Annotated in this window: 11 protein-coding genes; 10 read left to right on the plus strand and 1 reads right to left on the minus strand. The window is 47.2% G+C overall.

The genetic code is table 11. The features are described 5' to 3' along the window. Nucleotides 1-5: 5 nt before the first annotated feature. Nucleotides 6-1784 (plus strand): SulP family inorganic anion transporter, encoded by a 1779-nt coding sequence (locus R4537_RS00550; protein ID WP_080483446.1) that lies wholly within the window; start codon nt 6-8, stop codon nt 1782-1784. A 41-nt stretch (nt 1785-1825) separates the two neighbouring features. Here R4537_RS00550 and R4537_RS00555 read toward each other — a convergent pair whose 3' ends face one another. Beyond that, nucleotides 1826-3505 (minus strand): RluA family pseudouridine synthase, encoded by a 1680-nt coding sequence (locus R4537_RS00555; protein ID WP_071178972.1) that lies wholly within the window; start codon nt 3503-3505, stop codon nt 1826-1828. Between the two features lie 764 nt (nt 3506-4269). On the opposite strand from R4537_RS00555, the gene R4537_RS00560 reads away from it, so the two are divergent. From R4537_RS00560 to tssJ, 9 genes are all read left to right on the plus strand, one after another. Then, nucleotides 4270-4554 carry a type VI secretion system PAAR protein gene (locus tag R4537_RS00560; protein ID WP_000526403.1) on the plus strand — a complete coding sequence of 95 codons (285 nt, stop codon included), beginning with the start codon at nt 4270-4272 and terminating at the stop codon, nt 4552-4554. Between the two features lie 67 nt (nt 4555-4621). Beyond that, complete coding sequence (locus R4537_RS00565; protein WP_071179042.1) at nt 4622-5542, plus strand: SEL1-like repeat protein; 921 nt, start codon at nt 4622-4624, stop codon at nt 5540-5542. 429 nt (nt 5543-5971) lie between these two features. Then, on the plus strand, nt 5972-6478 hold the full coding sequence (gene tssB, locus R4537_RS00570; RefSeq protein WP_071178973.1) for a type VI secretion system contractile sheath small subunit: 507 nt from the start codon (nt 5972-5974) through the stop codon (nt 6476-6478). A gap of 43 nt (nt 6479-6521) precedes the next feature. Further along, nucleotides 6522-7997, plus strand: a complete 1476-nt coding sequence (gene tssC, locus R4537_RS00575) for a type VI secretion system contractile sheath large subunit (RefSeq protein ID WP_000108140.1) — start codon at nt 6522-6524, stop codon at nt 7995-7997. A 2-nt stretch (nt 7998-7999) separates the two neighbouring features. Then, nucleotides 8000-8437 carry a type VI secretion system baseplate subunit TssE gene (gene tssE / locus R4537_RS00580; RefSeq protein ID WP_000220999.1) on the plus strand — a complete coding sequence of 146 codons (438 nt, stop codon included), beginning with the start codon at nt 8000-8002 and terminating at the stop codon, nt 8435-8437. 5 nt (nt 8438-8442) lie between these two features. Continuing rightward, nucleotides 8443-10212 carry a type VI secretion system baseplate subunit TssF gene (gene tssF / locus R4537_RS00585; protein ID WP_057643641.1) on the plus strand — a complete coding sequence of 590 codons (1770 nt, stop codon included), beginning with the start codon at nt 8443-8445 and terminating at the stop codon, nt 10210-10212. Continuing rightward, nucleotides 10176-11192 (plus strand): type VI secretion system baseplate subunit TssG, encoded by a 1017-nt coding sequence (tssG, locus tag R4537_RS00590; protein ID WP_000510174.1) that lies wholly within the window; start codon nt 10176-10178, stop codon nt 11190-11192. Before tssF ends, tssG begins: the two co-directional genes overlap by 37 nt. Nucleotides 11193-11194: 2 nt before the next feature. Further along, nucleotides 11195-12682 carry a type VI secretion system-associated FHA domain protein TagH gene (gene tagH / locus R4537_RS00595; RefSeq protein WP_071178974.1) on the plus strand — a complete coding sequence of 496 codons (1488 nt, stop codon included), beginning with the start codon at nt 11195-11197 and terminating at the stop codon, nt 12680-12682. Between the two features lie 2 nt (nt 12683-12684). Continuing rightward, nucleotides 12685-13161: a type VI secretion system lipoprotein TssJ gene (gene tssJ / locus R4537_RS00600; RefSeq protein ID WP_001045312.1), complete on the plus strand. Its 477-nt coding sequence runs from the start codon at nt 12685-12687 to the stop codon at nt 13159-13161. The last annotated feature ends 5 nt before the right edge of the window (nt 13162-13166 follow it).

Here is a 13166-nt window from a genome sequence, read left to right on the forward strand (position 1 = left end):
AGCAGGTGAATGAAGTGAAAGCAGTGTGGATAAGGCAGTGGTTCCCCGGACTCTACCAATTTAAAGATTATCAACGGGGATGGTTAACCGATGATGTGCGAGCAGCCTTTTCTGTTGTGGCTGTAGCGCTGCCTGTAGCGATCGCTTATGCGCAGTTAACCGGTGTGCCTGCTATTGTCGGACTTTATTCGTGTGTTTTGCCTATGTTGGTCTATGCGCTGATGGGTACCTCACGCCAATTGATTGTGGGGCCAGATGCTGCCACTTGCGCGGTGATTGCGGCTGTGGTGACCCCTCTTGCCGCCGGAGATACCACGAAGCACTGGCAACTGGTGATGACCATGACCGCCATGACCGGATTGTGGTGCATATTGGCGAGTCGGCTAAAACTGGGCATTTTCGCCGATTTTCTCTCAAGGCCGATTTTATTAGGTCTACTCAATGGTGTGGCGTTGACGATTATTGTCGGTCAGTTTGCCAAAGTGTTGGGGCTCAAGTATGAAAAACGTTATCTGCTCGAACGGATTGTTGAAGCGCCAGAGCTGCTGTATTCCTTGCATTGGCAAACGTTGTGCTTGAGTGCACTCACTTTAACGATTTACTTAGTGGTTAAGCGCTGGCAGCCGAGATGGCCAGCGGCGATGTTTGCTATCATGGTTGCGGCCTTATTAGTGTGGGCATTGAATCTTGAAGGCGTGGGTGTGCAAGTGGTGGGGGTTATCCAAGGCGGTTTACCTGAGTTCCAAGCTCCGGTTTTTGATTTAGGGATCAGCCGTGAACTCGTTATGCCTGCACTCAACTTAGCTATGGTGAGCTTTGTGAGTATGATGCTCACCGCTCGCAGCTTTGCGGCCAAAAATGGCTACGATATTGATGCGGATAAAGAATTCCGAGCGCTTGGTGTAGCGAATGTCGCCGCTGCTTTTTCGCAAGGCTTTGCGATCAGTGGTGCCGATTCCCGTACCGCAGTCAATGACGCCAATGGTGGTAAATCGCAACTGGTTTCGGTCATCGCAGCCTTGTTTATTGCGCTGGTGGCGGTTTTTGCTTATCAGCCTTTGCAATTTATCCCTGTCGCGGCTTTGGGTGTGGTGCTGATCATCGCCTCATTGTCACTGCTCGATTTAAAAGGCGTTTGGAATTTAAGAAAGCGCGATAAAGATGCGTTTTACCTCGCACTCATCACCTTTATCGCTGTGTTAGTGATTGGAGTTATTCCTGGGATCACCTTGGCGGTACTGCTGGGTTTATTCCAATTTCTCAAATTGGTGATGCGCCCCACTGATCAAATGATGGGATTGGATGAGGAAGGAACGCTACGCACACTCGATGGTTCTGAGAAAGCAAAACCGATCCCCGGCATGGTGATTTTCCGTTTTAATTCACCGCTGACCTATTTTAACGCGCCTTATTTTAAGCGGCGTATTCTCGATCAGACGGAGCGTGAAGGCACCCAAGTGGGTTGTGTGATCATTGATGCCGTGGCCAGTTTTACCCACTTAGATCTGAGTGTGATGGCGATGCTAGCTGACTTACATGGCATCCTGAAAAAACGCGGTATCCGTCTCATTCTGGCGGGACGCAAGCGCAGTTTACGCCATTGGTGTGACCTTACTGGGATCAATACTGCAGAAGGTGGAATTGTCCTGCGTGCCGATATGTACTTAGCCATCAAACTAAGTGGTTGTTACTTAAGTGCGATGGAAGAAGGCCATGTCCCTGCGGTACAGAAGGAGCCAGACATCAGTGTGCTGTTAAAACCAACCACGACCGAAGTGGCTTAAGAATGGTTAGGGGCTCAAGTGGAGCCCCTTTCCTTATTCGGTTAAAAATCTGCTTCGACTTGGAAAGTCATGGGTTGCTTAGTGTAGGGATGAGCAAAGCTCAGCTGTTCGGCATGCAAAAACAGACGTTTGTCTTGCAAGCCATACAAATCGTCACCGACGATCGGCGCATTTAAGCCAAGATGATGGGCACAATGTACTCGCAATTGATGGGTACGTCCTGTATGTGGGTAGAGGTAAACACGAGTTCGGTTTTGCTCCACTTGCACGGTTTCCCAATGAGTGAGTGCGGGCTTACCTTGTTGCCAACACACTTTTTGTCTTGGTCTATCATCCAGATCGCCACACAAAGGCAACTGGATCTCACCTTGTGTTTCGCTCAATTTTCCTTCGATAAGCGCGACATAGCGCTTTTGGACGGCACGAGAAATAAACTGCTTTTGCAACTGTTTGTTAGCACGTCGCGTCAGCGCAAATACCAAGAGGCCAGATGTAGACATATCGAGACGATGTAGGGCAAATACCCCTTCTGCTTGGGTAAATTGAGCCTTTAAGCGCGTCAATACAGAATCATGCACATGCACACCGGGTACAGAGAGAAATTCAGCAGGCTTATTGACCACCACGATGGCGTCATCTTGATACACAATGGTGATGTCTTGACCTTGCGCCGGATTGCTGAGCAGAGGATTATCTTCCAGAGGCATCCCTTCTAGCATGTGCGCTAAAATCGGTTGGCATTTGCTCTGACAAGCAGGGTAGAACTTCTTATGCTGACGAATTTCCGATTTGGGGGAGCGCCCCCACCAGAATTCTGCCAATGCAATAGGGCGCAGCTGATGTTGGAACGCATAGTGTAATAGTTTTGGAGCCGCGCACTCGCCTGAACCTGCGGGTGGGAGCGGGTTTTTGGTCACGGAAAATAGCTCAACCAAATCTTTTTCAACACCACGGATATTGGCAAAACGATAGGCTGAGAAAAGCTTTTGCTGCAGCGCCGCAGAGCGCTGTTTACGTTGCTGTTTCAGTTGCTCAATGCGCATGAGTTTATGATCTAACCTATGCTGTAAAGCTGCGATACGCTGTTCCCACTCTTGTTTGAGGCTCTGTAATTGGCGCTTTTGTTGCACACTTTCTTCCGCTAAACGAGCCAACAGAGTGTGTTTTTCTTTTTCTGGTAACGCTTCTGCTTGTAAGCGTTGCTGTTTTCGAAAGTGACGCTGCTTGCTGAGCAATGTACGCCGATGGCTCAGCTCATGCTCGGCTTGTAACTGAGATTGCTTAAGGGCACTAGCGAGTTCTGCAAGCTCCGGATCAGTTTCTTGCTCTCGCACTTGTTGGTTAATGACCGCAATCTGATCGCCATCCACTCTGAAAAAAGACGCATCAGCAAAGCGATCAAACACAGGAGGAACAAATCCCGGCAACCGATTTTGTTCAGCCAGTTGACCAGAGAACGCCGCCAAATAACCCAAGGTTCCAGAGCGGTGCTGCACAACCAGTACTCCAAACATTTTGCCGTGAGCTTGTGGGTCGGTTTCCGTTAAACCAAAAGGGTGATACCAATCGGTTTGAGTGAGCAAATGTTGTTGTAGCTCATCAGCTGCAATTTCAGACAATGGGTGTGGCTGATAACAAAACGGATAAGTAAAGCGCTCGGGTAGCGCGATATGGGTGATGACAGAAGTAAAACGAGTGAAGCAATCGGGCAGTGCAGACATACAAATGACAGAATGGGCAAAGCAAAGACGCATCTTACCTGCTTGGGTGAAACTTGTCAGTCTATGTTTCTATTGGTGATTGTTGACCTATACCGTGCCTACTTGAAGTTGCAGCGCTATTGGTTACGTTCGCTCACCCCAATCACATAGTTTATCTATGTGATTGGGGATTCACTCACTTGCCGCCTTTCGGCAACGCCAAGTAGTTTGGGTATACAACTTATAACAGTTCAATGGAGGGATGTTTTTTCACCCTAATTAATTGTCGATGTTATATGTTCAAAACATATCGTTCCATAACACTACATCTGTCTGTTATATAATCAATATGAGTGAATTCTGGCCAAATGTTCGTGATAAAGGCTTATTAACGCTAATGTATAGTCTAGGATTCTATTAAGTAAAAATTACTTAATAAGGATGAGCTAATTAATAAGCTCAAACTCTGCGACTAAACTATAAGCTTGAAAGGATATTAATTTAATAGATTTCTCAATTAAGAGATAATGAAATAAAGCTATTAACCTTATTAACTTTAAATTTTCCATTTAAATGAAGAGAAAACACAAAAATGAACTGTTTTTTATTTTTCTGACATTTGCTTGACAACTCTGCGTTGTGGGTAAGATTTTGCCTGGTTGGCGAGGATTAGTTCCATTTGGGCAAATAATTGCCCAGCTGTGAGGTTGATAAGCAAAAATGACCTCCCAAAGTATGGAACGTTAATTGCTTTAATCTATTTTACTAACCGATGAGGACAGAATATGGGTAACGGAATCGTAGTAGGGCATTTAGGTACAGATCATGATGGTTTCCCGCCAACGCCAGTGACCGCAGGCTCAGCAACTGTGCGTTATGATGGGATTCCAGCTGCTCGGCTTGGGGACCCCTTGGCCCCTCACGATAAACCAAAGCATCCCTCACATGGCCGAGCGATTGCTGCGGGTTCTGGGACGGTGATGATTGATGGAAAACCCGCAGCAAGGGTTGGAGATGCGGTCGATTGTGGTGGCGTATTACAGGGAGCAAGCAGTGTCAACATTGGTTAAGACTCTGATTTTCATCGTAACTCTTCTGTTTATAGGACGTAGTTTTAGCGAAGAAAAAAACTACGATATGCAGCAGTTGAGTGCTACACAAGCCTACGAGAATGGTCGTTTACTTCGCGCCCAGTTTAAGAATTTAGCGGCTCGCGAATATTTGAAATACGCGGCAGACCTTGGTGAGCCTAATGCGGCTTATCTTTACGCGATGGAAGTGGCCAACTACCGAACTACCATTCGAACCCCGCCTGAAAGCCAGCACTATTTATTGCTCGCCGCCCAAGGTGGAAGCCGTCAAGCAATGCGAGTGCTGTATCAAAACGGTGAGTGGCTCAGAGCTGCAGAACGCAGTTTATGGCAACAAACTTATTACCATACTTTGATTGACCTAGGCTCGCGTGAACCGAGTCAGGCCGCTTATGAGCTCGCGCTGTACCATCAAAAGGATAACCCCAAGCTTGCCCAGCATTATTTAACAATTGCAGCTGAGTTTGAACACCCTGCAGCTCTGATGCTTATGGCGCAACAGATTGAGCAAGGAGAGGGCAGTTATCCCATGCCTGGTAGCCGAGCAACCGAAGCTCGAAAAACGTTTCTGAAAGCGGCGCAAACGGGCTATATCCCTGCGATAAGAAACTATATTCAACTTCTTGAAAATAAAGGTAAATACCAAGATGCCTATTATTGGCGCCAGCAGGCAGTACAGCGTGGCGATCTCACTTCTTTGGTGGCGATGGGCGGTATTCTCAGTGGGCAGAGTGAGTTTTATCGTTTTGTCGAGCCTGATCTTAAGCAGGCCAAGGCTTACTTCAATCGATATTTAGAAGTGGCAGGCAGCGATCGCTTGAGTCATGTCTACCAAAATAGCCAAAAGCAACTGCTCGATATTTCAATGCAATTAAATGAGCATGAAAAAGAAATTGCAGAGAAAATAGAGCTTCAACTCGAAAATTACCAGCCATTTTTCAACCATGATGCTTACTGGGATAATTAGTTCCCTGTTAAGTATTATTTAAGTATGGTTATTGGATATATTTTTGGGTAAAAGATCACGCTTTGGGTTTTTTTTCGATTACTTTTTTGTCTCCATGAATAGAATGCCATCTCATATTTATTGGGTATTAGATCATCGCAAACAATATTTAGACCAGATAACTGATACATGGCAGCAAAAAGCTGCTAATGATAAGTTTGCATAATAAGCCCATTTTTCATCAATATATCAAAATATAACAACACTCTGTGACATGGCTTAGTGTGGGATTTATTTTCTCACAGTGTCACGGAAGTGATTGACTCTATTTCATATTTTGAAATGAGAGCCCTTAGTTATCACTAAGGATGTTCAAGATTCTTGGTTGATTGAATGATTTCAATCAACTGTTTCATTGACAACGTTTGGCATAGGTATTGGAGACGTAATATGTCTAAAGAAGGAAGTGTAGCTCCCAAAGAGCGGATTAATATCAAGTATATTCCGGCGACGGGGGATGCACAGGCTGAGGTTGAGCTACCACTCAAAACCCTGGTTGTAGGTGATTTCAAAGGGCATTCGGAGCAAACCCCATTGGAGGAGCGTGCAACAGTCACGGTAGATAAGAACAACTTTGAAGCCGTAATGCGCGAGAGCGAGCTGAAAATCACCGCTACGGTGAAAAACAAGCTGACTGATGATGAGAATGCCGAGCTTCCTGTTGAACTCAATTTCAAATCCTTAGGTGATTTCGCTCCTGATGCGGTGGCATCGCAAGTTCCAGAACTGAAAAAATTGATTGAGTTGCGTGAAGCGTTGGTTGCCCTTAAAGGGCCGCTAGGCAACATTCCCGCATTTCGTGAGCGTTTACAGTCATTACTCAACTCAGAAGAGTCGAGAGAAAAACTGTTGGCAGAACTGAATCTGCTCAGTGGTCAAGAAGAGCGACAAGCGTAAGCAAACGTTATTAATCAATTAATCACTCATTAGGAACTTAATGATGTCTACGACTGAAAAGGTATTGGAAAGGCCACAGCTTGCTCAAGGCAGCCTTCTTGATGAAATTATGGCGCAAACCCGTATCGCACCAAGCGAAGAGGGTTACGACATCGCGAAAAAAGGTGTTGCAGCGTTTATCGAAAATCTTATGGGTTCACAGCACTCTGCTGAGCCTGTCAACAAATCTCTGGTTGACCAAATGTTGGTTGAACTGGATAAGAAAATCAGTGCACAGATGGATGAAATCCTGCATAACTCGCAATTTCAAGCGATGGAATCGGCGTGGCGCGGTTTGAAGCTGTTCGTGGATCGCACTGATTTTCGTGAAAATAACAAAGTCGAAATCCTTCACGTAACCAAAGATGAACTGCTGGAAGATTTCGAGTTTGCTCCAGAAACGGCTCAGTCCGGTCTTTACAAGCACGTTTATTCTGCCGGTTATGGTCAATTTGGTGGCGAACCTGTTGGCGCGATCATTGGTAACTATGCGTTTACCCCTTCAACGCCTGATATGAAGCTGCTGCAATACATGGGCGCACTGGGTGCCATGGCGCATGCTCCTTTCATTTCAAGCGTAGGTCCTGAATTCTTTGGTATCGACTCCTTCGAAGAACTGCCTAACATTAAAGATCTCAAGTCGACATTTGAAAGCCCGAAATACACCAAATGGCGTTCACTGCGTGAATCGGAAGATGCGCGCTATCTTGGTTTGACTGCGCCTCGTTTCCTGCTGCGTGTTCCTTACGATCCAATCGAAAATCCAGTGAAGTCGTTCAATTATGCGGAAAACGTCAGTGCTTCGCACGAGCACTACCTGTGGGGTAACACGGCATTTGCCTTCGCAACTCGTTTGACGGATAGCTTTGCTAAATATCGCTGGTGTCCAAACATTATCGGTCCACAAAGTGGTGGTGCAGTTGAAGATCTGCCGGTGCATGTCTTTGAATCTATGGGTGCATTGCAAAGCAAGATCCCAACCGAAGTCCTGATCACGGACCGTAAAGAGTTTGAACTGGCGGAAGAAGGTTTTATTGCTCTTACTATGCGTAAAGGCAGTGATAACGCGGCGTTCTTCTCTGCAAACTCCATTCAAAAACCTAAGGTTTTCCCAAATACCAAAGAAGGCAAAGAAGCGGAAACCAACTACAAGTTGGGTACCCAGTTGCCGTACATGATGATCATCAACCGTTTGGCGCACTATGTGAAAGTTCTGCAACGTGAGCAGATCGGTGCTTGGAAAGAGCGTCAAGATCTTGAGCGTGAACTGAACTCATGGATCAAACAATACGTTGCTGATCAAGAGAACCCACCCGCAGACGTACGTAGCCGCCGTCCACTTCGTGCCGCACGCATTGAAGTGATGGATGTGGAAGGCAATCCAGGTTGGTATCAGGTGTCACTCTCGGTTCGTCCTCACTTTAAGTACATGGGTGCGAACTTTGAGTTGTCATTAGTTGGACGTCTTGATCAAGCCTGATTATGACGTACATCGCACCTGAAGAGAGTGCATTTGGTGTTGGCTTTTTCGAACGTTTGGAAGCCAACGCCAAACCTATGTCGCTGACCCGTGGGCCAGACGCGTGGGATGTACTCGAATCGATCAAACGGAATGTCTCTAACATTCTGAACACTCGAATTGGCGGAGCGCAAAGTGCCCCTCATCTCGGGTTGGTGGATTTTAATGATGCAACGTTGGAAACCTTAGATCTCTCCGTGCGAATTAAATTGGCTATTCAACAGTGCCTTGAGCGCTATGAGCCACGTTTAACTCGCGTTCTGGTGAGAGCGGATCAAGATAGCTTTAACCCGCTGACTTTAAGGTTCCACATTACCGCGACCATCAATAGCGAAGCGTTGCACGATAAAGTTCAGTTTAGTTTGTTACTGGATCAAAGCAGAAAATATCGAGTGTTTTAACCTCTATGACGCAAGACAAGTATTTCAGGGAAGAGCTCGCTTTTTTAAAAGAGCAGGGGAAAGAATTTACCGAAATTCACCCTCAGCTTTCGCGTTTTCTTCATGGCCGTACGACCGATCCTGACGTTGAGCGTCTTTTGGAAGGTTTTGCATTTCTTACCGCGCGTTTGCGCGAAAAGGTGGAGGATGAGTTCCCTGAACTTACTCACTCCATCATTAACATGCTGTGGCCAAATTATCTGCGCCCTATCCCGAGCATGAGTGTGGTGGCGTTTGAACCTGACAAAAGTGTCAGTGAAAAACAACTGATCCCACGTAATACTCAATTGGATAGCAAGCCAGTATTTGGCACCGCATGTCATTTCAACACTTGCCGTGATGTCGCGCTGTATCCGATGCAGTGTCAAGGTGTTCATGCCGAGCACACACGTGAAGCCACGACCATTCAGATCTCGTTGCGCATGCTGGGCGATATGACAGTAGGCGACGCTAAGCTCGATACCGTACGTTTTTACTTAGGTGGTGATAAATACAGCTCGCAGACTCTCTATCTTTGGTTACACCATTATCTACAAAAAATGACCATTGAAGTGCAAGGTGTCGAGTTCGCACTGCCTGCTGATGCGTTTTCAACCGTTGGTTTCTCAAGTGACCAAGCTTTGCTGCCTTATCCAAAGAATGTCTATGACGGTTATCGTATTTTGCAAGAGTACCTGTCGTTTCCTGAAGCCTTTCACTTCTTTGATGTAAAAGGTTTTGCCAAAGCTTTACCGAAAGCGGTCAGCGGTGATTTCACCTTACGCATCCATTTTTCGAAAACATTGCCTGCTGATACGCGAGTGCGTCAGGACAATTTTCAACTCTATTGCACACCGGTCATCAATCTGTTTGAGCATGATGCCGATCCGATCGATTTGACTGGGCGTCGTTCAGAGTATCGAATCGTCCCGTCCAGTCGCTATCCTGCCCACTATGAAATTTTCAGCGTGGATCAAGTGGTTGGTTGGCAAGATACCCAGTCAGAAGGCAAACGGATCCGCGGAGAAAAGCGTATCTACTCTTCTTTTGAAAGCTTCCAACATGAAGTGGAACGGGTTCGTCATCGTCAAGCGCTTTACTATCGCACACGAGTCAAAGAGAGCATCCGGGGGGATGGTTTTGATTCATTTATCTCTTTTGTGCGCGGTGATGAAACCTTATCAATGGGCGTAGATGAAGCCGTCTCAATCAAACTCACCTGCACCAATCGCTTGCTGCCATTGGAACTTGGGGTGGGGGATATTTGTGTGGCGACCGACAGCTCACCCCCTTTTGCCACATTCAAAAATATTACGGTGCCTTCGCAGTCACTGCGCCCGGTTCTCGATGGCAGCTTACTGTGGACGCTGATCTCGAATCTATCGCTGAACTACCTATCACTGCTTTCAAAAGATGCACTGAGCTGTGTGCTACGCGCTTATGATTTTCGCGCCTTAGTCGATAGGCAAGCTGAACGTGTCGCACGGATGCGCCTTGATGGCATAGTCAAAATTGAATCTAAACCGGTTGATAAAATCCTACGTGGTTTGCCTGTGCGTGGTTTGCAATCGACTTTGTATGTCGATCAAGCGGGATTTGGCTCGGAAGGTGATTTGTTCCTGTTTGGTACGGTACTCAGTCATTTCTTCGCACTTTACGCCAGCATCAACTCATTTCACGAATTAGTCGTGGTTAACATCAGCAATCAAGAGAAGTACTCATGGGGCACACAGAGCGGAATGCAGCCGTTGATCTGAATTCAGATCCAGCGCAAGCCTCTCCGTTGAGCTTGCCGGGCAATGTACGGGAATACAACTTCTACCAACTGGTTGAGCTGTTGCAAAAACTGGCTGATATCAATCCCGAATCGGAAGAGTGGGAGCGCGATTGCCGCTTGGTATTCAGTGCTAACCCGAGCCTTGGTTTTTCGCCCAGTGATGTGATGGCGCTTGAAGCGCGTGACGATGATCGCTGGGTTATGTTGACCAACTTTTTTGGCCTTTCCGGTGCACAGTCACCTCTGCCGGGGTTCATCCTTGAGCAATTGGTGACGGAAGAGCCAGGAGGGTATAAGCAGCCGTTTCTCGATTTTTTCAATAACCGATTGATTAATTTGGTTTATCGCGTTTGGCGTAAATACCGTTACTACGTACGTTTTCAGCCCGGTGCGCAGGATGTGTTCTCTGCACAGCTGTTTGCGCTGGTGGGGTTGGGCGATCCTGACCTTCGCGGTGAAACGCCGATCAACTGGTGCAAAATGCTGGCTTACGCGGGCACGCTGGCCGGACGTAGCCGTTCGCCACAAGTCGTGGCCGGCATTATTGCTCACTGTTTTGATTTACCGGATGTCTCAATTCGCCAGTGGGTCAGACGTCGGGTATCGATTGACCGGAGTCAGCAACTGGCGCTGGGCAAGCAGAATGCGCGGTTGGGGATGGACACGGTGATTGGCGAGTCCGTTATTGATTGCAGTGGAAAATTTATTATCTGTATCAAACGGTTATCTCGCAGTCGTTTTGCTGACTTTTTGCCCTCCGGTAAAGAGTATCAGCCACTTTGCAAGCTGGTTGAGTTTATTTTGCGCGAACAGATGGCGTACGACCTCGAGCTGGCGATGGATGAACGAGAAGCGCCGCTGTTTTGTCTGGATGCGAAACAGAATATCGCCCTCGGCTGGACTTCGTTTCTTGGCCAAGATGCAGCCAATAAACATGTGTTAATTCAAGTAAGGCAATAACCATGAACTCAGTGACATTACCTTCGTTGACCCTATTAGTCACCAATGCTCAGCGCTTAGAGTCTGGCTTGTCCGCTCAGCATACGTGGACCTCGTCAGGTGGGGTGATCGGCTCATCGCCGAATGCGCAGTGGCGTTTGGTCGATGCGCAAGGCAGTGTAAAACCCATGCACTGTGAAGTGATGATGGTGGACGGGGCGTATTGTTTAAAAGACAGCTGCGGCAGCACGTATGTCAACGGGGCAGACATGCCACTGGGCGTTGGGCAAATGGCACGCCTGACTCACAAAGATGAAGTGAGTGTGGGGCCTTACCGTTTGCGAGTGCTGTTTGGTAACGCCATCGAAGTGGAAGAACAATATGGATCTTTAGATGCGCTGTTTGCCTCTAAGGATGAGGATCTGCTGGCGGATTTGACGCTCGACATCGAACCAGAAAAAAACGAATTACCAACCAATACAGACCCATTACAGGCGCTCGATAACCTGATGGGCGCGGCGGGCAGTTCGACCTCCTTACTAGATGATCCTAAAAGTGAGCAGCCGTTATCCGCTCAACCTAGCCTCGTGCCACAAGATAACCTAGTGCTGCAAAATGCCGATTTTACGCCACAAGCGGACAGTGAGTATGAGATGACCTCATCGATCCGCCTTAAGAAAATTCTTGGTTTTGCGAAGGCCACTTTTGCTAAGCAAGCCAAATCAGAAGCACCGAACGTGACTTCTGCCACCCCCACAATTTCTCAATATAAAACCAGCGAAAGCAACGTATCAGAGGGCTTCACAATGGATGAAAAAGTACTGGATTTGTTAGAAGAGGAAGTCGCGAAAAGTTTCCAACCACAGTTGGAGAAAAGCGCGTATTCCACTATGCACACAAGCTCAACCAGCCAAGCTAACCACTTGGTGACAGGTCCGATCTTGGAAGGGCTCGGCGTAGATCTGAGCGATGAAAATGATATGAATCGTATGCATCTTTTATCGCAAGAGTTGGGTGAGTCTTTGCAAGCTTGTGTGCGCGGTTTACTCGATTTACATCAACAAGTGAGTGAAAGCCGTTTCGGTACTTTGAACCGTAATCTGCAGCCCATTGAAGATAACCCGCTGCGTTTAGGTCTCTCCTATGAAGAGACGATCCGCACTCTGTACGATGCTGATAAGAGCGTTGTGCACCTTTCTGCCCCTGCGGCGATTGCTGAAAGCCTAAAAACCGTTCGCGATCATAATGAAGCGATGCAGTTCGCCACGTCAGAAGCCTTGAGCCAAATTCTCAACGCTTTCTCACCACAGGTGATGCTGCGCCGTTTCCACCACTACAAGCGCAATTCTGATACCACACAAACTTCAACGGATGCTTGGGCGTGGAATATGTACTGCAGCTACTACCAAGAGCTGACCTCTAACCGCCAACGCGGCTTTGAGAAGTTGTTCTGGGAGATCTTTGAGCAAGCCTACGATCGCAAAATTCGCGAGAAGCAACTGGAGCTATAACCGTGAACAAAGTGCTGTGGATGCTGTTTGCCTTGACGGTGCTGACCGCGTGCAGTTCGTCGGATAAGTACGAGCCTGCGAAAGAGCCGACCAAGGTGACTTTTAGCTTAGTCAGCGATGAAGGGGTGAACCCGAACATCTGGGGTGAAGCGTCACCGATAGAAATTCAAGTTTTTGAGCTAAAGGATGACTCGATGTTTATGTCGTCCGACTACGACCAGATCAAAACCGATTATAAAAAAGCGCTGCGCAGTAACTTTGTTAAAAACTACGACTATGTACTGACTCCAGGGCAGTTCAAATTCGTCAACGCTTTCGAAGTCGATGAGGAGACCAACTACATCGGCGTAATGGCTCATTTTGCCGAGCCTGAACTCAGCGAATGGAAGAAAGCGGTCAAGGTGATCAATAAAGGGCGAGAGTATCACTTGCTGATGCAGTTTAAAGACTACGATGTGAAATTGGATAGGGTGGAATAACAAAC

This window comes from Vibrio paracholerae (assembly GCF_037672085.1).
Taxonomy (GTDB): Bacteria; Pseudomonadota; Gammaproteobacteria; order Enterobacterales; family Vibrionaceae; genus Vibrio; species Vibrio cholerae.